At 73.9% G+C, this 25021-nt stretch carries 22 protein-coding genes and 1 pseudogene; 12 read left to right on the top strand and 11 right to left on the bottom strand.

Annotated features, from left to right (window positions below; translation table 11 throughout):
* Nucleotides 1-11: 11 nt before the first annotated feature.
* The 5 genes and pseudogenes from ABZS58_RS28020 to ABZS58_RS28000 form a co-directional block, all read right to left on the bottom strand.
* Nucleotides 12-3347: an error-prone DNA polymerase gene (locus ABZS58_RS28020; protein ID WP_354786195.1), complete on the bottom strand. Its 3336-nt coding sequence runs from the start codon at nt 3345-3347 to the stop codon at nt 12-14.
* Nucleotides 3347-4876, bottom strand: coding sequence for a DNA polymerase Y family protein (locus ABZS58_RS28015; RefSeq protein ID WP_354786194.1), 1530 nt, complete (start codon nt 4874-4876; stop codon nt 3347-3349). The genes ABZS58_RS28020 and ABZS58_RS28015 overlap by 1 nt, the downstream gene beginning before the upstream one ends.
* Before the next feature lie 234 nt (nt 4877-5110).
* Nucleotides 5111-5686, bottom strand: a pseudogene (locus ABZS58_RS28010) (hypothetical protein); the annotation flags it as partial.
* A gap of 1120 nt (nt 5687-6806) precedes the next feature.
* Nucleotides 6807-7367 carry an SAV_6107 family HEPN domain-containing protein gene (locus ABZS58_RS28005; RefSeq protein WP_354786193.1) on the bottom strand — a complete coding sequence of 187 codons (561 nt, stop codon included), beginning with the start codon at nt 7365-7367 and terminating at the stop codon, nt 6807-6809.
* A gap of 408 nt (nt 7368-7775) precedes the next feature.
* Entirely contained in the window at nt 7776-8405 is a 630-nt protein-coding gene (locus tag ABZS58_RS28000; protein ID WP_354786192.1) for a helix-turn-helix transcriptional regulator, read from the bottom strand.
* 47 nt (nt 8406-8452) lie between these two features.
* Here ABZS58_RS28000 and ABZS58_RS27995 point away from each other — a divergent pair, with 47 nt between their 5' ends.
* From ABZS58_RS27995 to crtI, 8 genes are read left to right on the top strand one after another with little or no spacing between them, the layout of a single operon-like run.
* Nucleotides 8453-9274 (top strand): methyltransferase domain-containing protein, encoded by an 822-nt coding sequence (locus ABZS58_RS27995; RefSeq protein WP_354786191.1) that lies wholly within the window; start codon nt 8453-8455, stop codon nt 9272-9274.
* 42 nt (nt 9275-9316) lie between these two features.
* The gene (locus ABZS58_RS27990; protein ID WP_354786190.1) at nt 9317-10261 is read left to right on the top strand and encodes an EamA family transporter; all 945 of its coding nucleotides are present in this window, start codon (nt 9317-9319) and stop codon (nt 10259-10261) included.
* Between the two features lie 10 nt (nt 10262-10271).
* Entirely contained in the window at nt 10272-10766 is a 495-nt protein-coding gene (locus ABZS58_RS27985) for a YbaK/EbsC family protein (RefSeq protein ID WP_354786189.1), read from the top strand.
* On the top strand, nt 10763-11416 hold the full coding sequence (locus tag ABZS58_RS27980; protein ID WP_354786188.1) for a monooxygenase: 654 nt from the start codon (nt 10763-10765) through the stop codon (nt 11414-11416). The genes ABZS58_RS27985 and ABZS58_RS27980 overlap by 4 nt, the downstream gene beginning before the upstream one ends.
* The gene (locus ABZS58_RS27975; protein ID WP_354786187.1) at nt 11413-11949 is read left to right on the top strand and encodes a GNAT family N-acetyltransferase; all 537 of its coding nucleotides are present in this window, start codon (nt 11413-11415) and stop codon (nt 11947-11949) included. The genes ABZS58_RS27980 and ABZS58_RS27975 overlap by 4 nt, the downstream gene beginning before the upstream one ends.
* Nucleotides 11946-12683, top strand: a complete 738-nt coding sequence (locus ABZS58_RS27970; RefSeq protein ID WP_354786186.1) for a carotenoid biosynthesis protein — start codon at nt 11946-11948, stop codon at nt 12681-12683. The genes ABZS58_RS27975 and ABZS58_RS27970 overlap by 4 nt, the downstream gene beginning before the upstream one ends.
* Nucleotides 12680-13792, top strand: a complete 1113-nt coding sequence (locus tag ABZS58_RS27965; protein WP_354786250.1) for a glycosyltransferase family A protein — start codon at nt 12680-12682, stop codon at nt 13790-13792. Before ABZS58_RS27970 ends, ABZS58_RS27965 begins: the two co-directional genes overlap by 4 nt.
* Before the next feature lie 25 nt (nt 13793-13817).
* Nucleotides 13818-15479 (top strand): phytoene desaturase family protein, encoded by a 1662-nt coding sequence (gene crtI, locus ABZS58_RS27960; RefSeq protein ID WP_354786185.1) that lies wholly within the window; start codon nt 13818-13820, stop codon nt 15477-15479.
* A 351-nt stretch (nt 15480-15830) separates the two neighbouring features.
* Here the strand turns inward: crtI and ABZS58_RS27955 are convergent, their stop codons facing one another.
* Together ABZS58_RS27955 and metF are read right to left on the bottom strand one after the other, a co-directional pair.
* Nucleotides 15831-16514, bottom strand: a complete 684-nt coding sequence (locus ABZS58_RS27955; protein WP_354786184.1) for a CDP-alcohol phosphatidyltransferase family protein — start codon at nt 16512-16514, stop codon at nt 15831-15833.
* On the bottom strand, nt 16495-17412 hold the full coding sequence (gene metF / locus ABZS58_RS27950) for a methylenetetrahydrofolate reductase [NAD(P)H] (RefSeq protein ID WP_354786183.1): 918 nt from the start codon (nt 17410-17412) through the stop codon (nt 16495-16497). Before metF ends, ABZS58_RS27955 begins: the two co-directional genes overlap by 20 nt.
* Before the next feature lie 178 nt (nt 17413-17590).
* On the opposite strand from metF, the gene ABZS58_RS27945 reads away from it, so the two are divergent.
* Together ABZS58_RS27945 and ABZS58_RS27940 are read left to right on the top strand one after the other, a co-directional pair.
* Nucleotides 17591-18946, top strand: a complete 1356-nt coding sequence (locus ABZS58_RS27945; protein WP_354786182.1) for a helix-turn-helix transcriptional regulator — start codon at nt 17591-17593, stop codon at nt 18944-18946.
* Between the two features lie 264 nt (nt 18947-19210).
* Nucleotides 19211-20263 (top strand): polyprenyl synthetase family protein, encoded by a 1053-nt coding sequence (locus ABZS58_RS27940; RefSeq protein WP_354786181.1) that lies wholly within the window; start codon nt 19211-19213, stop codon nt 20261-20263.
* Here ABZS58_RS27940 and ABZS58_RS27935 read toward each other — a convergent pair.
* The 4 genes from ABZS58_RS27935 to ABZS58_RS27920 form a co-directional block, all read right to left on the bottom strand.
* On the bottom strand, nt 20199-20534 hold the full coding sequence (locus ABZS58_RS27935; RefSeq protein WP_354786180.1) for a lycopene cyclase domain-containing protein: 336 nt from the start codon (nt 20532-20534) through the stop codon (nt 20199-20201). The genes ABZS58_RS27940 and ABZS58_RS27935 overlap by 65 nt on opposite strands.
* On the bottom strand, nt 20531-20866 hold the full coding sequence (locus ABZS58_RS27930) for a lycopene cyclase domain-containing protein (RefSeq protein ID WP_354786179.1): 336 nt from the start codon (nt 20864-20866) through the stop codon (nt 20531-20533). Before ABZS58_RS27930 ends, ABZS58_RS27935 begins: the two co-directional genes overlap by 4 nt.
* Nucleotide 20867: 1 nt before the next feature.
* Nucleotides 20868-21224 carry an Rv2175c family DNA-binding protein gene (locus tag ABZS58_RS27925; RefSeq protein ID WP_354786178.1) on the bottom strand — a complete coding sequence of 119 codons (357 nt, stop codon included), beginning with the start codon at nt 21222-21224 and terminating at the stop codon, nt 20868-20870.
* 108 nt (nt 21225-21332) lie between these two features.
* Nucleotides 21333-21734, bottom strand: a complete 402-nt coding sequence (locus tag ABZS58_RS27920) for a hypothetical protein (protein ID WP_354786177.1) — start codon at nt 21732-21734, stop codon at nt 21333-21335.
* A 170-nt stretch (nt 21735-21904) separates the two neighbouring features.
* Between ABZS58_RS27920 and ABZS58_RS27915 the strand changes: the two genes are divergently transcribed.
* Nucleotides 21905-23887, top strand: coding sequence for a PASTA domain-containing protein (locus ABZS58_RS27915; RefSeq protein ID WP_354786176.1), 1983 nt, complete (start codon nt 21905-21907; stop codon nt 23885-23887).
* Nucleotides 23887-24777 (top strand): deoxyribonuclease IV, encoded by an 891-nt coding sequence (locus ABZS58_RS27910; RefSeq protein WP_354786175.1) that lies wholly within the window; start codon nt 23887-23889, stop codon nt 24775-24777. The genes ABZS58_RS27915 and ABZS58_RS27910 overlap by 1 nt, the downstream gene beginning before the upstream one ends.
* Nucleotides 24778-25021 lie beyond the last annotated feature (244 nt).

The raw sequence follows: 25021 nt of genomic DNA, 5'->3' as shown, positions 1-25021 counted from the left end.
GCGGCACGGGCTCATCTGAAGTCGCGGGACGCTGAGCGGATCGGCAGGCTCAGCACCGCGAGGTGGTCGGCGCGCAGGTTGAGCACCCCCTCGACCTTCTCCAGGATCCCGCGGACGATCATGGCGCTCGCCGTCCGGGCGACCCGCCGGTGCCGCTGCCACAACCCCGGCGTGCAGGTGACGTTGAGCATCCCCGTCTCATCCTCCAGATTGATGAACGTGACGCCACCCGCGGTTGCCGGGCGCTGCCGGTGGGTGACGATCCCGCCGACGCAGACGCGGCGGCCGTGCTCGACGGCGTGCAGGCGCTCCACGGACAGGGCGCCGATCCGGTCGAGGTACTCACGGGCGAACTGCGCCGGGTGCGCGTCCGGGGCCAGTCCGGTCGCCCAGACGTCGGCGACCATACGTTCCACGGCGTCCATCCCGGGCAGCATCGGCGCGTCCAGGCCGCCGGTCGTGCCGGGCAGCCGTCCCGCGGTCTCGCGCGCCGCCGCGCCCGCCGACCACAGCGCCTCCCGCCGGCTGAGCCCGAGCGCGGCGAAGGCGTCCGCGGTCGCCAGGGCCTCCAGGTGGGCGGTGGTGAGGCCGGCCCTTCGAGCGAGGTCGCTCATCGAGGTGTACGGGCCGTGCCCGCCCCGCTCTTCCTCGATCCGTCCGGCGACGGCGGTGCCGAGGGAGCGGACCGCGGACAGCCCGAGCCGCACGACCGGCCCGCCCCGCCCCCACCCCGGCGGGCCGCTTCCGGGGACCTCCCCGGGCACGGGGTCCTCCAGTGTCGCCAGGGCGTTGCTGCGGTTGACGTCGGGGCGGCGGACGGTGACGCCGTGCCGGCGGGCGTCGTCGACGAGCGACTGCGGTGAGTAGAACCCCATCGGCTGCGCGTTGAGCAGTGCCGCGCAGAACGCCGCCGGGTGGTAGCGCTTCAGCCAGGCGCTCGCGTACACGAGATAGGCGAAGCTCATCGCGTGGCTCTCCGGGAAACCGTAATTGGCGAACGCGGACAGCTTCTCGAACAGTTCCTCCGCGAGCGCGCCCTCGATGCCGTTGGCCGCCATGCCGTCGTACAGCCGCTGCCTGATACGACCCATGCGCTCCATCGACCGTTTGGACCCCATGGCGCGGCGCAGTTCGTCGGACTCGGCGGGGCTGAATCCGGCGACGTCGATCGCCATCTGCATCAGCTGCTCCTGGAAGAGCGGCACGCCGAGGGTCTTGCGCAGTGACGGCTCCAGGAGCGGATGCGGATAGGTCACCTCTTCCAGTCCGTTCTTGCGGCGGATGTACGGGTGGACGGAACCACCTTGGATCGGGCCGGGACGGATCAGCGCGACCTCGACGACCAGGTCGTAGAACCCGCGGGGTTTGAGCCGCGGCAGGGTGGCCATCTGCGCGCGGCTCTCCACCTGGAACACGCCGACGGAATCGGCGCGGCACAGCATGTCGTAGACCTCGGAATCGTCCAGCGGCATGGTGGAGATGTCGAGTTCGCCGCCGATCATCTCGAACGCGTAGCGCAGCGCCGACAGCATGCCGAGGCCGAGCAGGTCGAACTTGACGAGCCCGACGGACGCGCAGTCGTCCTTGTCCCATTGCAGGACGGTGCGGTCGGCCATTCGCGCGTGCTCGACGGGGCACACCTCGATCACCGGCCGGTCGCAGATGACCATGCCGCCGGAATGGATCCCGAGGTGCCGGGGAAACGTCTGCAGTTCGTTGGCGAAGTCGAGGACCTGCCGGGGGATGTCGTCGACGTCGGCGGCCGTCACGTCGCCCCACCGTTCGACCTGTCTGCTCCACGCGTCCTGTTGCCCCGGCGAGTGCCCGAACGCTTTCGCCATGTCCCGGACCGCGGATTTCGGCCGGTACGAGATGACGTTCGCGACCTGCGCGGTGTACCGCCGGCCGTATTTCCGGTAGACGTGCTGGATGACCTTCTCGCGCTGATCGGACTCGATGTCGATGTCGATGTCGGGCGGCCCGTCGCGTTCCGGGGACAGGAACCGCTCGAACAGCAGCCCCCATTTGACGGCGTCGACGTTGGTGATGCCGAGCGCGAAGCAGACCGCCGAGTTCGCCGCGGAGCCGCGCCCCTGGCAGTAGATGTCGTTGTTCCTGCAGAACGTGACGATGTCGTACACGACGAGGAAATACCCCGGGAAGTTGAGCTCCTCGATGAGGGCCAGCTCGTGCTCCAGTTGTGCGTGCGCTCCGGCGTTGCCGCGGTACCGGTCGGCGGCGCCCTGCATCGTCAGGTGCCGCAGCCAGTCCATCTCCGACATGCCGGCCTCCGGCACCGCGTAGTCCGGCAGCCGCGGCGCGACGAGCTGCAGGTCGAACGCGAGTTCCTCGCCGAACGCGGCGGCCCTGGCCACCGCACCGGGCCAGGCCGCGAACCGGGCCGTCATCTCCGCGCCGCCGCGCAGGTGGGCGGTGCCGGCGGCGGGCAGCCAGCCGTCGATGTCGTCGAGACTGCGCCGGGCCCGGACGGCGGCGAGCGCGGTGGCCAGCCGTCTGCGGCCCGGGGTCGCGTAGTGCACGTTGTTCGTCGCGACCGTCGGCAGCCCCCGCGCCCGGGCCAGGTCGTCGAGGGCGTCGTTGCGTTCGTCGTCGAACGGGCCGCCGTGCGAGGTCAGCTCCACCGCCACCGACCCGGCGCCGAACAGGGCGGTCAGGCGGTCCAGCTCCTTGCCCGCCGCCTCCGGTCCGTGTTCGAGCAGCGCCGCCTGGACGTGGCCCTTCCGGCAGCCGGTCAGGATCAGCGCGTGGTCCCTGAGCGCCGCCGCGGCCTCCTCCAGGTCGTAGACCGGGCGGCCCTTCTCGCCGCCGCGGAAGTGGGCCTCGCTGATGACGGTGGACAGCCGCGCGTACCCCTCCGGGCCCCTGGCGAGGACGAGCAGGTGCCGGCCGTGCGGGTCGGGTTCGCCGTTCTGCGGCCCGGGCAGCCCGAGCGACAGCTCCGCGCCGAACACGGTCCGGATGTCGAGCTCCCTGGCCGCCTCGGCGAAGCGGACCACGCCGTAGAAGCCGTCGTGGTCGGTGATCGCGACCGCGGACAGGCCGAGCCGGGCGGCGGCCTCGGCGAGCTCCTCGGGGTGGCTGGCGCCGTCGAGGAAGCTGAAGTTCGTGTGGCAGTGCAGTTCGGCGTACGGCACCGCGTCGACGGGCCGTCGCAGCGGCGGCGGGGTGTACGCGCCGCGTTTGCGTGTCCAGGCCGGGGAGTCCCCGCCGTCGCCGTCCGCCGACAGGACGTCAGGGTGGTAGTCCGCGGGAGGCTGTCCCCAGCTCTTCCCGCTCAGCCGCTGCTCGAACTCCCGCCAGGGGATGTCGGGGTTGCTGAATCCCATCAGTCGTACAGCCCTTCCACGTGCCAGGTCCCGTCCTCGAGAACCGCCAGGATCGCCCGCTCGTCGGCGAGCTGGAGCTGGAAGCGGGCCCGGCGGCGGGCGCCCTCGTCGTCCCACCAGCGTTCGTCGACCGGCCACGGCCCGCCCCACGCGACCACGCCGACCGGCTGCCCGTCGCCGATGCGGACCGTGGCCGGCGCGCCGCTGAGCTCCAGCCGCCCGCTGACCCGCACCATCCGCCCCTCCGCGTCGGCGACGACGGCGGGCAGCGGCACCGGGTACACGGTCGCCGGCGAGGGCGAGGGCAGCCCACCCGGCCACGGCGCATCCGTGCCCCGCGCGACCCGTTCGTCGCCGAACGCGACGAGCCGGATCCGGCTGCTGTCGGCGCGCCCGCCGTCGAGGACGGCGGTGAGGACCGCGTCGGGGCCGAGCAACCCCTGGACGCGGGTGAGGGCGCGGTGGGCGCGGTCGCGTTCCTCGCCGGCCTCGCCCCACAGCCCCGGCTGGAGCCCGAGGTGCTCGACGACGCCTTCCGGGACGAGCCGCAGCCGCCGGATCCCGCTCGTCGGTCCGTCCTTCCGCTTCAGCCAACCGTCGAGCTGCCAGCGGAGCCGGTCGGCGATGGCGTTGACGCTCAGCAGCCCGTCGTGCCGCCAGACCCGCAGCAGCTCCTGCCCGGTGACGGTGGTCGCCTCGATCCCGAGCCGCGTGCACGCCAGACCCTGCTCCCCGAGCCGCTCGTGGAGCCGCTCCGCGAGGGCCCGGGCCGCGAACGCGGCGGCGTCGACCCGCTCGACCGGCTCGACCGGCTCGTCGAACGTCTCCGTCACGTCGAGGTCCACCGGCGGCCGCCGCGGCGCGAGCGGCCGCTCGTCCCGCCCCCCGGCGAGCCGGTGCGCGAGCGCCGCGTCGAACCCGAACCGCGCGAGCACGTCCGGCGCGGGCAGCGCCGCGAACTCCCGGAGCGTGTGGATCCCGAGCCGCCGGAGCAGGTCGGCGAGCGCCGGGCGCCCCAGCGCCGTGATGCTCAGGTCCTGCAGGAACGCCGCCGTCTCCCCCGCCGGCACCAGCACCCCGGCCCGCGCCGCGAGCCCCGCCGCGAACGTCCCCTCCGCCACCCCGACCTGCGCCTCCACGTCACACCGCTGCGCGATCTGCTCGACGAGCCGCTCCGCCGCCGCGGCCTCACCGCCGTAGAACCGGGCGGGCCCCCGCGCGGCGAGCGCGCACGCCCCCGGCCGCAGCGTCTCCACGCCCGGCGCGACCTCCTCGACCGCCATGAGCACCGGCTCGAACGCCCGCGTGTCCCTCCCCGGGTCGTGCTCCAGGACGATCAGGTGCGGGCACCGCCCCTGCGCCTCCCGCTTCCGCAGCCCCCGCCGCACCCCTTCGGCCCGCGCCGTCGGCGATGTCGCGAGGACCCGGTTCGCGTGCAGCACCGCCACCGGCTGATCCGCCGGATATCCGTCCACGATCTCCGCCGCCACCACCGGCCAGTCCGGACACCAGACCACCATCGTCCGCATCACCTCAACCCACCCCACCGCGGCCCTGCGTGCCGGGACACCTCAGCCGGCCCTCCGCAACGCCGCGGCCGTCCAGCCCTTCGCGCCACGGCCGTCCAGCCTTTTCGCGCCGCGCGCCGAAACCCGCCCGACAGCCGCGCCGGCCGGGGCACCTCAGCCGACCCTTCGCAACGCCGGGGCCGTCCTGCGCGGCATCTTCGCGTCGCGTACGGGGGGCAGCGGGCCCTCCAGGGCGGGCAGCCAGAGCGTCACCTCGCGGGCGGCGCTCGCCGCTCCCCGGCCGCGGGCCTGGATCGTCAGCTCCCGGCACCGCAGGCGCCCCCGTCCTTCCCCGAGCCCGCCCCAGCTCTGCCGCACCGGCGAGACCGTCACGTCGGCGCCCGCCCACGCCCCCGCCGGCATGAGCACGCTGCCCCGCTGCCGGGCCCGCGCCGCCAGCCGCCCGGCCACCGCCGGCTGGAGCGTGCCCGGCACCGCCGCCACCACGATGTCCACCCCGTCGAGCAACGCCGCGACGATGCCCGCCCATTCGGCCCCGGGGTCAGGCACCAGCGCCAGCCGCTCGAGCGCGATCCCCATCTCGGCCGCCGCCACCGGACTCAACGCAGGCATCCCCACCACCGCACACCACGACCCGGCCCTGCTCGCCGCCGCCAGCAACGCCAGCAGCACCGACGACGTCTGCACCGCGATCGTCGCCCCCCGCCGCAGCCCGCCTCCCGGCAGCAACGCCCGCAGCCCCGCGAGCACCGGCAGGACCTTCCCCACCCCGATCCCCGCCTCAGCGGTGTGCTCACTGGCCGGCCGCACCGTCCCGGCGCTGACCAGCCCCGCCAGCCCCCGCCCACGCTCCCCCTTGCCCCGCCCCTCCCCCACCGCCCACAACTGCGCCCCGCCCCGCCCTTCCCTGGTTTCGCGAGGGGACCGGGCTTCGCGGACATCGGCATCGTGGACATCGCGGACAGCTCGGGGCTCGCGGGGATCGGGGGTGGGGGTGGGGACGGGCTGGAGGGCGCGGTGGAGGGCAGGGGTGGTCACGCCGCCGGTCCTGGGCACAGCGTCGTCGTCGACGTGTGCGTCAGAGGACTCGGCGGCCGCCGAAGCCGACATGCCAGCCACGGCACCTGCTCCCCCACTGTTGTGCTGTTCTCCCGCCGCGCCCGGGCCGCCACTCCGACGACCGCACGCGACGCTGTCCCGCTGCCCTGTCCCGCTGCCCTGTCCTGCTGGGACCGGGGCCCGGCCGGCCCGTCCCGCTGTGCTGTCCCGTCCGGTGAGCGGCCCGCGATGCCCTCGTCCGATGCCGGCCCTTGGAGGGGCTCGCCTGCTCAGCGCGAGGCGAACCTTCCAGGGCGACGACGGAACGGCGGGGCTGACGTCGTGGATGGCGGCCGGCCCGGATGTCCCGCGCCGCCGGCCCGGCAGGGCCACCGGCGCGACCCGGCCATGAGGCTGATCAGTGTGCGCAGGGCTCGGGTTCTTGATGATCCGGAAGAGTTTGTGCTGCTGTGACGACACAAAGTCTTCCGGATCATGGGGAAGAACCGCCCGGCGGTCGCGGCTCAGCGGCCGGGCCCAGCAGGGCTGAAGGTTCACGGGTCAAGGCTTCACCGGCCGGTTTTCCGATGCCGCCCCCGGCGCCCCCACGCTCGGGAACGGCCAGGCACGGCATGTCGAGGGCCATCCGTGGCCAGTTGCGAAGTGCATGACGGAAGCAACCGCTCCATCACCGGAACCCCGACCCACCCGGGCTGCCGGCAGTGCCAGCACTGTCCGGGCAGGCCGGCGAACCGGCTGGGTCAGGAGCGTCGACCGAGTCGGCCGGGAGCCTTGCCGGGCTGACCGGGCGTGGCGGGCCGACCGGTCTGGGTGGGGCGAGCGGGCCGGGCGGTGGCCTGGTCCGGTCGTGGTGTGCCGGCACCGCCGCGGGTCAGCTGGCGAGGCCCTCGAGCCTGGGCTGATAGGAGAAGCCGAGCCCGACCTCCACGACCGCGATGAACTGCTCCGCGGAGCGCATGAGGTCGTCGGCCTCCCGGGCGGTGACCACCCGCGGAATGCCCGCCTCGGCGGCGGAGCGCTTGCTGGCGCCGGCGGCGAAATAGGCGGCCCACTCGGTCAGCTCGGGTGCGACGAGCACCAGCAGCGACCAGACGCTCGTCACGCGGCTGCGGCGGCCCGGCGCGGCGGGCACGGCCCGGGCGGCGAGGACGGCGGCGGCGGCGCGGAGCGCGGCGAGGTGGGCGGTGGCATAGCGCATGCCGTCGGTGCGGATCTCCGCCGCCTCTTCGAGGCCGCGGCGGGCGAGGGTCAACAGCTCCCGCGGGGTGCGGTGGGGAAGCGCATGCGCGGGAACCGGAAGCTGCTGCCGCGACGGCAGGTTGCCGGCTTGGCCTTGGAGTGCACCACCGGCCGGGCCGGCGACCGGAGCGGTGGCCGGGGCGGTCGGGAATCGACTGACGTTGGACGAGGGGGTCGAACGGTTCGTCGGCATCGGTGTCTCCCTCTGCGGTGCGTCGGCGGGTCCCGCTCTGGGTCCCGTGGTGCGTGCGTGCCGCCGCTGGGGGAGTAGCGATGGCACGCGGGCCGGGCGATGGTCGGGCAACGTCGAACAGCGACGTCGCCGGCCGGGCGTGGAGCTTCCCCACACCACCCCCGGCCGGCGGGCCGGCTGGGTCGCTGCCCGCCGCCCGGGGGTCGTGGGCGGCGGGCAGCGACCCCACCTGAGGCCAGACCCGCGAAAATCCGGCCTCCGCGGTGTCGCGGACCGCGCTCGGGAAGAACGCCGCGAATCGCCTTCCCGAAGCAGTTCGAACACTCGTTCGACTGGGGTAAGACTACACCCGGGGGGCGGGGGAGGCGCAACGGCGCGGGGAGAATTTTCGAACATCCGTTCGCACGATCATTCGACAGTGGCGCCGTCCGGAGCGGCAGGGGCAGGGGCACCGTCCAGCGGTGCGGCGGACCCCGGATCAGGGTGCAGGTGCGTGCGCTGCCCGTCGTGGTCGAAGATGCAGAGGATCTCCGCCGGCCCGCCGTGCGCCCCGAACGCGTGCGGCGTCATCGTGGAGAACTCGGCGGCCTGGCCCGCTTCCACCAGGATGGTCCGCTCCCCCAGCCGCAGTACGACAACACCTGACAGCACCGTGAACCAGTCCTTGCCCGGATGCACCCGCAGCTCGGCGGGGACCGGCCGGGTGATGCGCATCTTGGCCACCGACACCCCGTGCGGCCCCGGCTCCCGGGTCATCATCCAGGTGGTCACACCGTGCGCCACGTCGCGCCGCGGGCGGATCACCACGTCCTCGTCGTCGACGGACTCCACGAGCTGGTCGAGAGTGGTCCCGAGCGCCCGCGCGATCGGCGCGAGCTGGTCCAGGGCGATCCTGCGGTGGCCCGTCTCGATCCGGCTCAGCGTGGAGGGGCTCAGGTAGCACCGGGAGGCGAGGTCGTCGAGCGACCAGCCCCTGGCCACCCGCAGCCCGCGGATCCGCTTGCGCACCAGGCCGTCGAGCGAGTCGTCTTGCGTCATACGCAAGAGCATATGTCGTAGAAGCAAAATCCGGCTATGGTCGTGCCATGGCACACGACCACGGCAACCACCACCACAACCACGACCACGGGGCCCTCACCGAGATCCTCGACCTCGACGCCGAGGTGCTGCACGAGCACCTCACCGAGGTCATGGCCTGGGTCCACGAGCGGGCCGGCGCCGTCTCGACCGTCCTGGACCTGGGCGCGGGCACCGGCGCCGGCACCCTCGCCCTCGCCCGCCGCTTCCCCGGCGCCACCGTCACCGCCGTCGACGTGTCGCCGGAGATGCTGCACCGCCTGCGGCACAAGGCCCACGCCGCGGGACTCGCCGACCGGATCCGCACGGTGGAGGCCGACCTCGACACGGCGGAGCACGACGACCAGCACGACAACCAGCACAATGACCTGGTGTGGGCGGCCAACTCGCTGCACCACCTGGCCGACCCGGTCGCCAGCCTGTCCCGCATCCGCGCCGCGATCCGCCCCGGCGGGCACCTGGTGGCCTTCGAGATGGACTCGTTCCCGCGGTTCCTGCCCGGCGACGAGCTCGAGACCCGCTGCCACGCCGCGGTCGCCGAGGCCCGCGCCGCCGACATGCCGCACCTCGGCGCCGACTGGGGCCCGCTGCTGCGCGCCGCCGGCTTCACCGTCGAGGACCAGCACCGCTTCGAGATCGACCTGAAGCCGCCACTGCCGGAGGCCGCCGGCCGCTACGCGCAGGCGACCCTGCGCCGCCTGCGGCACGGCCTGGAGGACAGGCTCGGCCCCGAGGACCTGGCCGCCCTGGAAAGGCTGGCCGACACCGTACACAACCGGCCGGATCTCACCGTCCAGGCACGCAGGACCGCCTGGCTCGCCACGCCGTAAGGGGCACAATCCAAGACCACACCTGACCTGTACCCTCTGCGGGTGACCCACCAGCCCCGACCCGTCGCCGGTGTCGCGATGGTCCTCGCCGGCAGCGCCCTGTTCGCCGTCAACGGCACCGTGTCCAAGCTCGCCGCCGGCACCGGGATCGACGCACCGCAGCTCACCACGCTGCGGGCCGGCGGGGCCGCGCTGGGACTGTTCGCGCTCGCGCTGGTGTTCCGCCCGGCCCGGCTACGGATCAGCCGCCGCGAGGTGCCGATGCTCGTGGCGTACGGTCTCGCCGGTTTCTTCCTCGTCCCCATGCTCTATTTCGTGGGGATCGGGCGGCTCCCGGTCGGCATCAGCCTGCTGTTCGAATACACCGCGCCGGTACTGGTGGCGCTGTGGGCAAGATTCGTCCAGGGACACAAGGTGCGGCCGCGGCTGTGGGTGGGACTGGCCGCGAGCCTCGCCGGGCTCGCCTGCGTCGCGGAGATCTGGGGTGAGCTGCGCCTCGACGGGATCGGGGTGGCCGCCGCACTCGGCGCCGCCGTGCTGCTCGCCGTCTACTACCTGCTCAGCGCCCACGGTGTGGCAAGCCGCGACACCCTGTCGCTGACCGCGTACGCGTTCGGGGTGTCCGCCCTCGCCGGGTCGGTGGTCCGGCCGTGGTGGGACTTCGACTTCGCCCGCACGACCGTGACCACCCACGGCGTCCCGGTGTGGGTACTGCTGCTGTACGTGGTGATCGGCGGGTCGATCGCGCCGTACCTGCTGCTCGCCGGGGCGATGCGGCACCTGCCGCCGACGAGCGTCGGGATCATCGGCATGTCGGAGCCGGTGATCGCCACCGCCGTCGCCTGGCTGGTCCTGCACGAGCACCTGAACGTCGCGCAGCTCTGCGGCGGCGCCCTGATCCTGGCCGGTGTCGGGCTCGCCGAGACCGCGCGCGTCCAGACGACGCCGGCCGAGCGCCGTCCCGAAACTGTCGGTGCCCCGAACTAGAGTCGACGCCATGCAGCTCCACCCAAACGTGCAAGCGATGCAAGACGCTCTCGACGCCGCCGGCGCCCGCGCCGCCGACGGCACCCCGTGCCAGGTCAAGATCCTCACCGAGGCGGTGCACACCGCCGCCGCGGCCGCCGCGGCGGTCGGCGTCGAGGTCGGCCAGATCGCCAATTCGCTGATCTTCGACGCCGACGGCGACCCGCTGCTCGTCCTCACGTCCGGCGCGCACCGCGTCGACGTCGGGAAGGTCGCCGCGCTGCTCGGCATCGCCAAGAGCAGGGTCAGGCGGGCCAGCGCCGAGTTCGTCCGCGAGCACACCGGCCAGGTCATCGGCGGGGTGTCGCCGCTGGCCCACCCCAAACCGGTGCGCACCCTCGTCGACGTCGACCTCGCGCAGTATGGCGAGCTGTGGGCCGCCGGCGGCATCCCCCAGTCGGTCTTCCCCGTCACGTATGACGAGCTGGTCCGCATCACCGACGGCACCCCTGCCGAGGTCGCGTGACGGTCCGGCTCCACGTCTGGCGCGTCCGCAGGCGCGCGGTGCCCCTCGCGTTCTGGGGCATGGCCGCCGACCGGCGGAGGCTGCGCCGCCAGGCGGGCTTCGTGAAGCTGCTCGGCACCGGCAGGGGCAGCGACTTCGGCGCGGGCAAGGCCGACCTGACCCGCTGGGCGGCGATCATCGTCGGCGACGCCATGGTCGCACCGCCGATGCGCGGCGCGACCGCGAGCTGCGTCATCACTCTGGAGCCGGTCGCGAGCCGCGGGACGTGGGCCGGGCAGGAGCCGTTCGAGCCGGCGGCGCCCCCGTCCGGGACCGGCATGATCGCGGTCCTGACCCGGGCCAGGCTGAAGACCCGCAAGGCGCCCGCGTTCTGGAAGGCGATCGATCCCGTTTCCCGGGCGCTGCCCGGCGCCGAGGGCATGATCTGCGCGTTCGGCGTCGGTGAGGCGCCAGTAGGATTCCAGGGCACGGTCAGCCTCTGGCGCAGTGCGGCAGATGTCATACGCTTCGCGTACCGTCAGCCCGAGCATGCCGCCGTCGTGGACCGCACGGCCCGCGAGGGCTGGTATGCGGAGGAGTTGTTCGCCCGGTTCCGTGTGCTGGACGTCGCCGGCGACCGCGAGGTGATCGGTTGGAGGGACAGCCCGTGAGGCTCGTGCGGTGGCGCGGGGACGACCTCCTCGCGCGGCTCGACGACGTCATCGCCGTCTATGGGGAGGCGATGGGCTATTCGGTGCAGCTCCTGCAGACCCGGCGCGGCTATGTGGCCGGGCACACCCGGCGCGAGTCGTTCCAGGCCGTCGCGACCCTCGACGACGACGACAACCTGCTCGGCTTCGGCTATGGCTACCGCGGCGCGTCCGGGCAGTGGTGGCACGACCAGGTGCGCAACGCGCTGCGCCGCGAGCACCGCAAGTTCTGGCTCGGCGACTGCTTCGAGCTCGTCGAGCTGCACGTCCGCCCGCACGCGCAGGGTCACGGCATCGGCGCCCGCCAGCTGCACGACCTGCTCACCAACGCGCCGCAGCAGACTGCGCTGCTGTCCACGCCCGAGGCGCCCGAGGCGACGTCGCGCGCCTGGCGGCTCTACCGGCGGTTCGGCTTCGTCGACGTCCTGCGGCACTTCAACTTCCCGGGCGACGACCGCCCGTTCGCCGTCCTCGGCCGGCAACTCCCGCTGTGAAGGCGCTCTGGGCGCTGCTGGCGGCGCTCGTCCTCACCGAGATCGCCTATCCGCTGGTGCACGGAGACACCCGGGCGGCGCTCACCATTGCCACCGTCGTGACCGGCTACGTGCTGTCCGTCGGGCACGCCTGGTTGTCCCGGGGGCCGCGCGCCGCCGCCGTGCTCGTCCTCGTCACCACCGGCGGCGGGTTCGCGGTCGAAGCGGCCGGCAGGTCGACGGGCTTCCCCTTCGGCGACTACGACTACGCCGGTTCGCTTGGGCCCAGGCTGCTGGGCGTGCCACTGGTGATCCCCCTCGCATGGACGTGGATGGCGTGGCCCGCGTGGCTCGCCGCCGCCCGACTCACCGGCCGGCCGTGGCTGCGGGCGGGCGCCGCCGGGGTGGGCCTGGCCGCGTGGGACCTCTTCCTCGACCCGCAGATGGTCGCCGAGGGCCACTGGCGGTGGGAGGCACCCGGAGCGACCCTGCCGGGCGTCCCCGGCATCCCGTTGACCAACTATCTCGGTTGGCTGCTGGTCGCGTGGGTCCTGGCGGCGGCGCTCACCCTCATGGTGCCCGACGGTGACGGCGACGACCGGCCGATGCACGCGCTGTACCTGTGGACGTACGGCTCCAGCATCCTCGCGCACGCGGTGTTCCTCGGCATGCCGGCGTCGGCGGCGTGGGGCGCCCTGGGCATGGGCCTCGTGGCGGTCCCCTTGGCGGTGACCCTGTGGCGCTCACGATCATGACGTCGGTGGTGCTCGCGCTGACCGCGGTGGTGCTCGCGCTGACGGTGCACACGCTGATCAACGCACGGTTGCTCCGCCGGCCGCCGGGCGCCCCGCTCCTCGCCGCTCGCGCCGCCGCTTCTCCTGTCGCCGCTCCGGCGGCGGCGGTGCTGCTGCCGTTGCGGGACGAGGTGGAGCGGGTCGAGCCGTGCCTGCGTGCGCTGCTCGCGCTGGACGGCGCGCCGCGACTGCTGGTCCTCGACGACGGCTCCACCGACGGCACCCCCGACCTGGTCAGGTCGATCGGCGGCGACCGGGTCACGCTGCTGACCGGCAGACCGCTGCCACCGGGCTGGCTCGGCAAGCCCCACGCCTGCCAGCAGCTCGCCGACGCCGCCGATGCCGACCTGCTGGTGTTCCTCGACGCCGACGTGGTCCTGCGCCCGGACGCCCTCGACGCGGCCGCCGCGATGCTCGGCGACGCGGGGGCCGACCTGCTCAGCCCGTACCCGGGAATCACCGCGACCGGTGCCGGCGAGCGGCTCGTCCAGCCGTTGCTGCAGTGGTCGTGGCTGACGTTCCTGCCGCTGCGCGCGATGGAGCGCTCACCGCGTCCGTCCCTCGCCGCGGCCGGCGGGCAGTTCCTGCTGGTCAGGCGTGCCGCATACGACCGCGCCGGCGGGCACGCCGCGGTCCGCGACAAGGTCCTGGAGGACATCGAGCTGGCCCGCGCGGTGAAACGCTCCGGCGGCAGGATCGCGCTCGCCGACGGATCCGACCTGGCGACCTGCCGCATGTACACGTCCTGGCGCGAGGTCGTCGACGGCTACAGCAAGTCGCTGTGGGCGTCGTTCGGCTCGCCCTCCGGCGCGTTCGCCGTCGTGTCGCTGCTGCTCTGCCTGTACGTGCTGCTGCCCCTCACCCTCGTCGCCGGCTACTGGCAGGGGCTGGCCGGATACCTGCTCGGCGTCGCCGGGAGGGTCGTCAGCGCCCGAACGACCGGCGGGCGGGCGTGGCCGGACGCCCTCGCCCATCCCGTGTCCGTGCTGCTGTTCGCCTGGCTCGTCGCCCGGTCCTACCGCCGGCGCGGCCGGGTCACCTGGAAGGGCCGCCCCACATGGCGGCCGTGACCGTCACCCGGCAGGGGCGCCGCGCATGGCGACCGTGACCGTCATCGGTGCCGGGGTCGGGGGGCTCGCCACGGCGGCCAGGCTCGCCGCGGCCGGGCACAAGGTCACCGTCTTCGAGCAGGCGGCGACCGCCGGCGGCAAGCTCGGCCGGCACGAGCGGGTCACCGACGCCGGCACCTTCCGGTTCGACACCGGTCCCAGCCTGTTCACGCTGCCGCAGGTCGCGGCGGAGCTGTTCGCGCACACCGGCGGCCCCGCTCCGGAGCTCGACCTGGTCGCGCTGGATCCGCTGGTACGACACCGCTTCCCCGACGGCACGACCCTCGACTCCTGCGCGGGGGCGGGCTTCGAGGACCGCATCGCGGCCACGTTCGGCGCCGGGGCCGCGGACGACTGGCGGCGGCTGTGGCAGCGGGCCGCCCGCGTCTGGGAGACCTCGTGGCGGCACGTCCTCACCGCCCCCGTCGACAACCCGCTCCAGCTCGCCGGCCTGGCGTGGCGGCTGCGGGACCTGGCCGCGATCGCGCCCGGACAGACGCTGCGCGGCCTGGGCCGCCGGCACCTGCGCGACCCGCGGCTGCGGATGCTGCTGGACCGGTACGCCACCTACACCGGCGCCGATCCCCGCCGCGCGCCGGCCGCGCTGCTCGCGATCCCTTACGCGGAGCTGGCGTTCGGTGGGTGGTACATCCGCGGCGGCCTCGGAACGCTCGCCGACGCGCTGCTCGCCCGGTGCGCGGCCCTCGGCGTGACCGTCCACCTCGGCACGCCGGTCGAGTCCGTCCTCGTGGAAGGCCCCCGGGCCGCCGGGGTCGTCCTCGCCGGCGGCACCACGGTCCGCTCCGACCTGGTCGTCGCCAACGCCGACGCCCTGCACGTCTACCGCGACCTGCTCCCGTCGCCGCGCCGCGCGGCCGGCCTGCGGCGGCGCAGTCTCGGTGGGTTCGTCCTGCTGCTCGGCGTCCGCGGCACCACCCCGGACCTCGCGCATCACACCGTGTTCTTCCCGCGCGACTACGACGCCGAGTTCGACGCGATCTTCGGCACTCCGGCCCGCCCTCCGGACGACCCAGCCGTGTTCGTCACCGCCGCCGACGACCCTGCCGCCCGCCCCGCCGGCCACGAGGCATGGTTCGTCCTCGTCAACGCCCCACCGCACGGCGACTCCGGGAATCTCGCCTCGCGGTCCCCCGGTGGGTCCTCGCAGGCCTCTTTCTCGTCTTCGCGGGCCTCCGGCGCGTTCTCGCGGGATTCGAGCTCGTCCTCGCGGGCTTCTGGCTCGGCCTCGCGGGGCTCTGGCTCGTCGTCGCAGGGTTCTGGCTCGTCGTCGCAGGGCTCCGGCTCGGTCTCGCGGGGCTCCGGCGACTTCGACTGGCGTGCCCCAGGTGTCGCCGACGCCTACGCCGACCACGTCCTGTCGATCCTCGCCGCCCGCGGCGCCGACGTCCGCGACCGCCTGCTGTTCCGCGACGTGCTGACCCCGGCGGACCTGGAGACCTCGACCCACTCCCCCGGCGGCGCCATCTACGGCACCGCCAGCCACGGCCTCACCGGCCTGCTCCGCCCCCCGACCCGCGGCGCGGTCCGCGACCTGTTCCTGGTCGGCGGCTCCGTCCACCCGGGCGGCGGCCTACCGTTGGTCATGCTGTCCGCAAAGATCGTCGCCGACCGCATCGGCCCCGCCTAGCCGCCCTCACCGGCGCCGCTCAGCACCGTCCGCCAGCCCATCAGGGCGCTCCACGCGCCTCCGCCCGGCCACCACACCTGCGCCGCTGAACATCGTCCCCGCCCGGCCGGCCGGATCGGCTCCACTGAGCCTCGACCGGTCGGATCGGCGCCGCGGAACATCGGCGCGCTGCCCGTCCGGCCGCCGCGCCGGCACTCGACATCGGCTCCGCGCGGCCGGCCTCAGCGGCACCGCTCAACAGTGGCCTCGGGTGGCCGGCCGCGCCGGCACGCTCGACGCCGGCTCCGGCCGGGTCCACGGCGGCCGGTGTCGGCGGCGGCCGGTGTCGGCGGCGGCCGGTGTCGGCGCTGTTCAGGACAGGGCGCGGCGGACGCCGGCGATGAGCTGGGCGAATCCGGCGGCGGTCAGGGCGGCCATGGCGATGAGCACGGCGAGGACCGTGGCGTCCTGCCAGTGGCCCGCGACGGCGGCGATCGCGAGGAGGCCGAAGATCGTGACGAGGACTCGGGTCGGGCGTTCCGCGACGGTGACGGTGCCGATGTCGGACATGCCGGCGACGGTGGCCCGGGCACGGACGTACTCGTGCAGCCACATCACGCCGCCGCAGGCCACGGCGAGCCAGGCGGGGCCGCCGAGGAGGACCAGCGCCACGAGCCAGCAGGCCTCGGCGACGCGGTCGGCGGCGGAGTCGTAGACCTGGCCGAGGCGGCTCGCCCTGCCGGTGACCACGGCCAGGACGCCGTCGACGGTGTCCGCGACCGCTGACAGCAGCACCAGGACCGCCCCGGCGAACGCCCAGCCGCGGCCGCCCGCCACCGCGAGCGGCACGGCGATGGAGAACAGCAGGCCAAGGACGGTCACAGCGTTCGGACTGCGCACCCCGGTCCGGACCAGGACGGCGCCCAGTTCGTACGACATGCGCAGCCAGCCCCGCACGAGCGGTGTCGCGGACCGAGGGTCATAGCCGCCGTGCGCCGCCGCCCAGCGCTCGGCGTAGCCGTCCCAGTCGCGGACGTCAGGCGCGCGTGCCGACACCGAGCTGCTGCCAGACCTCCCGGGTCGCCGTCGACCGGTTGAGCGTGATGAAGTGGATCCCGGGCACGCCCTCGTCGAGGAGCCGCTCGCACATCTCGCTGGCCAGGTCGATGCCGAGGCGCCGCACCGCCTGCGGGTCGTCGGCGACGCGCTCGAACCGGGCGGCGAGCGCCGGCGGGAACGGCGCGCCGGACAGCTGCTGCGAGCGCGCGATCGTGCCGATCGCCGTGACCGGCATGACCCCGGCGACGACCGGGGTGTCGCAGCCGGCCGCCGCGACCCGGTCGCGCAGCCGCAGGTAGTCATCGGCGTCGAAGAACATCTGGGTGATCGCGAAGTCGGCGCCGGCCCGGCATTTGCGGACGAAGTTGACCGTGTCGGACTCGATGTCGGCGGACCTCGGATGCTTGTACGGGAACGCGGCCACGCCGATGCTGAAGTCCCCCGACTCGCGGACGAGCCGGACGAGCTCCTCCGCGTAAAGCACACCTTCCGGGTGCTGGACCCACTCGCCCATCGGGTCGCCGGGCGGGTCGCCGCGCACGAGCAGGAAGTTGCGGATGCCGGCGCCCGCGAGCTGGCCGATGACGTTGCGCAGCTCGGCGACCGAGTGGTTGACCGCGGTCAGGTGCGCCATCGGCAGCAGCGTCGTCTCCGTCGCCACCCGCTCCGTCACGGCGACGGTGGTGTCCCGGGTGGTGCCGCCCGCACCGTACGTGATGGAGACGAACGACGGTCTGAGCGGCTCCAGCTCCCGGATCGCCTGCCACAGCTGGCGTTCGCCTTCCGGGGTCTTCGGCGGGAAGAACTCGAAGGAGAACGTCGGCGCCGGCGCCGCGATCAGGTCACCGATCGCCGCGGGTCCGCCACTCATCACTGAAGGAAGTCCAGATGCCACGGTACCGACTGTAGTGCCACCGCCACCGCCACCGCACCGCTGAATCGTGTCGTACCCCTGGGGTAGAAAGAGGTTGGACGGTTCGACGTTCGAGGGCATCGCGAAGCCCGCGGCGCGCCGGGTCGTCCTGCTGGACCGCGAGCGGACGGGGGTCGCTGGTTCCAGGAGGTCGTGACCCATGTCTCAGACGATCGATCCGACCGAGTCGCTCGGCGCGCTGCTGACCCGCGTGCGCCAGGCGCAGGGCAAGTCGCAGGTGCGGCTGGCCGGGCTGCTGTGCGCGGCGTCGGGGCAGCCGACGCTGACCCGCCACGAGGTGTCCCGGTGGGAGCGGGAGGAGCGCATCCCGAGCCAGGTCTGGCTGGGCTGGCTCGCGCTCGTGCTCGACACCCCGCTCGACGAACTGGAGCGCGCCGCGGCGCGGACCCGGCGGCGGAGGGAGCCGACCATGACCCGCACCACGACGACCGGCACGGCGACGACCCGGCCCGCGCCGGCCCGCGTCACACCATCCGGCGGCGCTCCCCCGGGCGGCGAAGGCCCGGGCGTGCGGGTCGCCGAGCTGCGCCGCATGGATGACCTCGTCGCCGGGCCTGAGCTGGTCGCGCTCGTGCTCGCCGACCTGCGGTCCGCCATCCGCGACGCCGGGACGGGCCGCGGGTCGCCGGGGCGGGTCGCCGAACTGGCCCAGTTGCACGCCTGGGTCGCCATCGACGCGGGCCGGGCCCCGCTGGAGGGTGTCCAGCGGGGTGGCGTGCGGGCAGCGGGCGCCGCCGGCGACCGGGCGCTCGCCGGGCACCTGCTCGGTTGTGTCGCACAGGCCGCCGCCGAGCGGGGTGACGGGCCGGCCGCGCTGCGCGCCGCCTTCGCCGCCGAGCGGGTCGCGGCCCGGTGCGACCCGGCGACCAGCACGGCGCTCGCGTTGCGGGTCGCGTTCGCCGCCGCCGTCTCCGGCGACCAGCGCACCTGCGACGCCGCACTCGCCACGGCGGAGCGCTCGCACGGCCGCCGGGAGCGGGCGTCCGACCCGCCATGGCTGTATTGGCTGGACGACGCCCACGTGCATGCCCTCACCGGCCTGTCCCTGACCGCGGCGGGCCGCCCGGCCGCCGCACTGCCCCACCTCGCCGCCGCGGCACGTTCCCCGGCCGTCCGGTTCCGCGCCGCCGGTCTCGTCGCCGCCGCCATGGCCCGTGCCCACCTGACCGCCGGCGACCTCGACGCCGCGTGCGCCGCCGCCTCCGAGGCGCTGCTCGCGTGCGTCGACTCGGGCTCGTTCCGGGTCCTGCGCCGGCTCCGCCGCCTCGAGTCAGCCCTGCACGCCGCCGTGGGAGCAGGCAGGCTGCCCGCGTCGTTGATCGCGTATTCCCAGCTGGCCGGGTCCGCCGCTTCCTGCCTGCCGGGCGCCGCCCCGGCACCACCGGGCCAGGCATCCACCGTCCCGCTCATGGCACCCGTGTCCACGATCGCGGTGGCCTCCGCGTCTTCGGCTGCGGTCGGCTCGGAGCGGCTGCGGGGAAGGGTGGCCAGCTGAGGGGAAGGGTCGCCAGCTGACCGGCCGGGGCCGGCCCGGCCGCGCCACCCCGCCGAGCTCGTCGAGCTCGTCGAGGAGCTCGAGCGGCAGCGACCAGCAGGGTCGACCGAGGGTGGCGCCGGTGACGGTGGGCGAGGGGGCGGGTGCGGTGCGTTGTCGCAGGTCGGGTTGTGTCGGCCGGATGGGGGAACAGGGGGGCGGGACGGTGGACGGGAGGCGGGACCGGAGCGGCGGGCGGCGTGGTTTCGGGCTAGCGTCTCTGCCGTGACGCACCCCTTCCTCGACCGGGCCGAGCTTCGCACGCGGGTCCGGCAGGCACTCGACGACTTCCTGCGGCGCCGGCGGAGCAGGCTCGCAGAGATCGAGCTGGAGGCATTGGCCCCGGTCGCCGACGCGATCGAGGCGTTCGTGCTGCAGGGCGGCAAACGGCTGCGGCCCGCGTTCGCGTACTGGGGATATCGCGGCGCCGGCGGGGTGGATGACGACGCGGTGGTGGCCGCGGTCGCCGCGCTGGAACTGGTCCAGGCGAGCGCCCTGATCCACGACGACGTGATGGACGGGTCGGAGACGCGGCGCGGGGAGCCGGCCGTGCACCGGCGGTTCGCGAAGCTGCATGCCGAGCAAGGCTGGCGCGGGGACGCGGCAGGGTTCGGCACCGCCTCGGCGATCCTGCTCGGGGACCTGTGCCTCGTGTGGTCCGACGAGCTGCTGCACGCGAGCGGGCTTGATCCACGGACCTTGGCCAGGGCGCGGCCGGTGTTCGACGACATGCGGACCGAGGTGACCATCGGGCAGTACCTCGACGTGCAGACGCAGGCGACCGGGGACACGTCGACCGCGCGGGCGAGTCTGGTGGCGCGGTTCAAGTCGGCGAAGTACACGATCGAGAAGCCGCTGCTGCTCGGCGCCGCGATCGCCGGGGCGCCGGCGGAGCTGAACAAGGCCTATGAGGGGTACGGGCTGCCGCTCGGCGAGGCGTTCCAGCTGCGCGACGACGTGCTCGGCGTGTTCGGCGACCCCGAGGTGACGGGCAAGCCCGCCGGCGACGACCTGCGCGAGGGCAAGCGCACGTACCTGGTCGCGGCGACACTGGAGAAAGCCCGGATGCACGACCTCGGCGACCCGGACCTCGACGCCGAGGGGGTCGCCCGGTTGCGGGAGGTCATCGTCGGCAGCGGCGCCCTCGACCGTACGGAACGCAGGATCGCCGACCTGACCGAGGAGGCGATGCACGCGCTCGACGGCGCGCAGATCACGGCGGAGGCGCGGGAGGTCCTGACGGGTCTGGCCCAGGCGGCGACGCAGCGGACAGTCTGACCCACAGTGACAGCGTCACCACGATCAGCGCGAAGCCGAACAGGAGATCCTCGACCGGGGCGTACACGAGCCGCAGCCCGAGAATGTCGGACGGGTTGTACAGGACCACGCCCCGGCCGGTGAGGATGCCGTTGGACAGCAGCTGGAAGCCGAAGATGATCGGGTAGGTGGCCCAGAACACGCGCCCGAGCACGACCCGGCCGCGGATCACGAAGACGTCGATGAGGACGGCGGCGACGACCCCGGCGACGGCCGCCGTGGTGTAGGTCATGCCCGGCGCCGGGCGGCGAGGCGCAGCAGCGTCTGGCGGGTCGCCTCGAAGCCGAGGATCGCGCAGACGGGCACGACGAGGAAGAACAGCACCTCTTCCAGCGGCAGGCCGCCGGGGAGGACCACGCCGGTCATCTGCGCGGGGTCGAACGTCCAGTGCCCGGCGCGGATCGCCAGCAGGTCCCAGACCACGAACACGGCCGCGACCGGGGTGATGGTCAGGACGAGCCGCCGTGCCTGCCGGAGCACGCCGACCTTCAGCAGCGGCTCCAACCAGAGCGCACCGAAAAGGCAGCCGGCGAGCACCAGCAGGTACGTGCAGTGCCGGAGCAACTCAGAAGCCCAGAGCCTGCGCGCGGCGCTTGACCTCGGTCGCCCGGTTGCCGCGCAGCGCCTCGGCGGGGGTGCCCGGCAGGGTGTCGTCGGGCGTGTACAGCCACCGCAGGGCGTCATCGTCGTTGTACCCAGCGTCGTGCAACACCGTGAGGACGCCGGGCAGGTGCTTCACCACACCGTCGTCGCTGATGAAGTCGGCCGGTACGCGCAGCACGCCGTCCTGGCGGACGGCGAGGAACTTGCGCTCCCGGACGAGCTGGTGCACCCGGTTCACCGGGATGCCGAGGCGTTCGGCGACGTCCGGCATGGTCAGCCACTCGGTGGGGCCCACAGGTTGTTCGGTCACAGGGAACACAGTGCCATGTCGCTGATGCGACGGCTGACGGAGGGGAACGGCTGTGGGGCTCTGGCTCAAGGTCCACCGCGAGGTCACCGGTGCCTGGCGTTCCGCGTGCTACGACGTCTACCGCCAGGTGAGCCGGCGCAAGCTGGCGCAGCTGCTGACCGAGGAGACCACCGAGTTCGTGAGCCCGGCCCGGCACCGGGCCGGGCCGGGTCCCCGCCGGCCGCGCCGGGTCGCGGCGACCAGCGGCGTCGCGCTGCTCGTCGCCGGTGGGGCGGCGGGCACGTACCTCGCCGTCGCGGGCGGCCTGACCGCGCTGCGCATGCCGCCCCCACCCGCGCCGGTCGCCGCGGCGGCGGAGCCGGCGGCGGCCGCGTCGGACACCACGAGCACCGCGGGACCGACGACCGCGCCGACCGCGGCCCGGCCGCAGGTCCGCAGGTCCGCGGCGCCGCCGGTCCTGGCGATGCCGGTCGGCCCGCCGCCCGCCGTGGTGCCCACCACGAACCGCCCGGAGAGCACGCCGACCCCCTCGGCGAGCCCCAGTCCGACCGTTTCACCCAGTCCGTCACCCTCCGCGTCCGGTCCATCGCCGACCAGTACGGTCTCAAAAACCCCGAAACGGGGACAAACCAATGATGGTATGGCAGGACGCTGAGGAATCGGGTTCACCAGCCGTACACTCGCAGCCAATGGATACCACGGTCGCCGATCCCCTACTCGGTGCGCTTGTAGACGGGCGCTACCGCGTTCGCACCCGTGTCGCCAAAGGCGGCATGGCGACGGTCTACACCGCGCTCGACGAGCGGCTCGAGCGCACCGTCGCCCTCAAGATCATTCACCCTGGCCAGTCGCGCGATCCGCACTTCGTCAACCGGTTCACCGACGAGGCGAAGACGATCGCGCGGCTCACCCATCCGAATGTCGTCGCCGTGTACGACCAGGGCACGCACCAAGGGCTGCCGTATCTGGTCATGGAGTTCGTGCGGGGCCGCACGCTGCGCGAGATGCTCGCCGAGCGCCGCCGCCTGCAGCCGCAGGAAGCCCTCGCGATCATGGAGCAGATGCTCGCCGCGATCGCGGCCGCGCACCGCGCCGGGCTCGTGCACCGCGACGTCAAGCCGGAGAACGTGCTCGTCGCGGAGGCCCCCGGCGACACGCACAACATCATCGACGGCGTGGTCAAGGTCGCCGACTTCGGGCTCGCGCGCGCGGTCGAGGCCAGCGCCGACGAGACCGGGTCGCACCTGATGGCCACGGTCGCCTACGTCGCGCCGGAGCTCGTCACCGACGGGCACGCCGACCCGCGCACCGACGTGTATTCCGCCGGCATCGTGCTGTTCGAGATGCTCACCGGCCGGGTGCCGTATGAAGCGGACCGGCCGGTCGAGGTCGCGTGGCAGCACGTCGACCGGGACGTGCCGTTCCCTTCGCGGTACACACCGGGACTCCCGCCGGCCGTCGACGACCTGGTGATCAGGGCGACCCGGCGCGACCCCAACGCCCGGCCGACCGACGCCGGCGCGATGCTCGCCGAGGTGCAGGCAGCCCGCGATGACATCGGCGTGGAGCTCGCCACCCGCTCCCGCCCCCTGGCGCAGCCGACGGTGATCGTGCCGCAGATCGAGTCGGTGCCGCAGAACGTGTACCGCACCGGGTCGATGTCGGTCGAGCCGGCCCGGCCGTCGTGGGCGAAGCTGCCCAGCCCCGGCCCCGCGCAGCCACCGGCCCGCCGGCGCAGGGCCCAGCCGGAGCCGGTCGGTCCCGCCGCGAAGGTCGCGGAGCTGCTCGCGCAGATCAACGCCAACCCGCGGACCCGCCTCGCGGTGATCGCCTCGATGCTGACGCTGGGCCTGCTGGTGGCCATCGGTGGGTACTGGATCGGCGTCGGCCGCTACACCGACGCGCCGGACCTGACCACGATGACCAGCGACATGGCCGGCCAGCAGGCGAAGGCCGCCGGGTTCAAGGTGAAGTTCGGACCGCCGAAGTTCGACACGAAGATCGCGAAGGACAAGGTCCTCGCCCAGGACCCGGCCGCGCACGCGCGGATCCTGGACGGCGGCACGATCACGCTGACGCTGTCGCTCGGCCCCGAGATCCACAAGGTCCCCGACATCGCCGGCAAGGAGTACGACCTCGCCCTCGTCGACATCCAGGCCACCGGCCTGCAGGCGGCCAAGGGTGAGAAGTACGACGACGCCGTCCCGGCCGGGTACGTCGTGGAGACCGACCCGAAGATCGGCACCGAGGTCAAGCCCGGCCAGACGATCAAGGTCTTCGTCAGCAAGGGCCCCAACCCGGTCAAGGTCCCGCTCGTCATCGGCAAGAACGTCGAAGAGGCCAAGCAGTCCCTCACCAAGGTGAAGATCACCGTCGGCAAGATCGAGGCCGTCGACAGCGACAAGCCGAAGGACCAGGTCGTCTCGCAGAGCATCGGCGACGGCAACAGCGTCACCGACGGCATGGTCATCGACCTGCAGATCTCGAAGGGCCCGGCGCTCGTCACGCTGCCGGAGGTCCGCGGTATGCAGCTCGACCAGGCCCGGCAGGCCCTGGAGGCGATGGGGCTCGGCGTCGACGTGCAGGGCTTCGGCACCGTCCGCCAGATGGACCCGGCGCCCGGCACCCAGGTTCCGCCCGGCACACGGGTCCGCCTGCTGGCGTACTTCTAGTGCTCGGCTCGACACCGGTGGGCGGGCACGCGCCCGCCGCCGGTGGTCTGGCCAAGGCGTCGCTGCGCTACGTCGGGCAGACGGACGCGACCGCCGTGCAGGTCTACGTGTCCAACCCGCGCGGCTGGGCCCTCACCGAGGGCGATCCAGGTCAGGACGCCGCGTTCCTCGCCGGCTGCGGCTCGCTCGGAGTTTCCGCCTTCGTTCATGCCGCGCTGCTGGTCAACCTCGGCTCCCCGACCGAGGCCACCGTCGAGCGCTCGGTCGCCACCCTCGAGCACGCCCTGCGCCGCGGCAAGGCGATCGGGGCGCAAGGAGTGGTGTTCCACGCCGGATCGGCCGTCGACGCCGCCCATGCCGAGAAGGCCCTGGATGTGGTACGAACCGTGCTCCGGCCCCTCCTCGACCGGGCCGCGACCTCGGGTTGGCCGCCCCTGCTGGTGGAACCGAGCGCCGGCGGCGGCCGCTCGCTGGCGTCCCGGGTCGAGCACCTGGAGGCGTATCTCGCCGCCGTCGACCACCACCCGCAGCTCGGCGTCTGCTTCGACACCTGCCACGCCTGGGCGGCCGGCCACGACCTCGCGGCCCCGGGCGGCATGACGTCGACCCTCGACGCCCTGATCCGCGCCGTGGGCCCGGACCGTCTGCGCCTGATCCACGCCAACGACTCGAAGGACACCTGCGGCTCGACCCGCGACCGCCACGAATCCCTCGGCAAGGGCACCATCGGCGCGGCGGCGTTCGCGGAGCTCGTCGGCCACCCCGCGGCCGCGGGCGTACCGCTGATCGTGGAGACCCCGAGCGGCGACCTCTCCGCCGACCACGCCGCCGACATCGCCCTCCTCCGCGCCGCCCGGTCGACCGCGGAAAGTGTCGTACCGGGGCGGTAGCGTTCCGGGTATGGCGGGGATTGGATGCGGGTCGGCTGCGAGGGCGCACCGCCGGCCGGCGTGGTGGGTGTTCGGCTGGTTCTCGCGCACCCGGCCCGACGGCGCGGCGACAGCCGAGCGAGGGCGGACCATGACGGGGCTGATCAGCGGATCACCGCCGGCTCGGTGACGGCCACGCCGAGACCGCCGTACGCAGTGGCCGGCCGCGCAAATCTGGTCGACTGACCCGGCCGGACTGCGCGAA

The organism is Dactylosporangium sp. NPDC005555 (assembly GCF_040605635.1).
In the GTDB taxonomy this organism is placed as follows: domain Bacteria; phylum Actinomycetota; class Actinomycetes; order Mycobacteriales; family Micromonosporaceae; genus Dactylosporangium.
The sequence above is the reverse complement of the archived record's forward strand: the minus strand, read 5'-3'. Positions and strand labels throughout refer to the sequence as shown.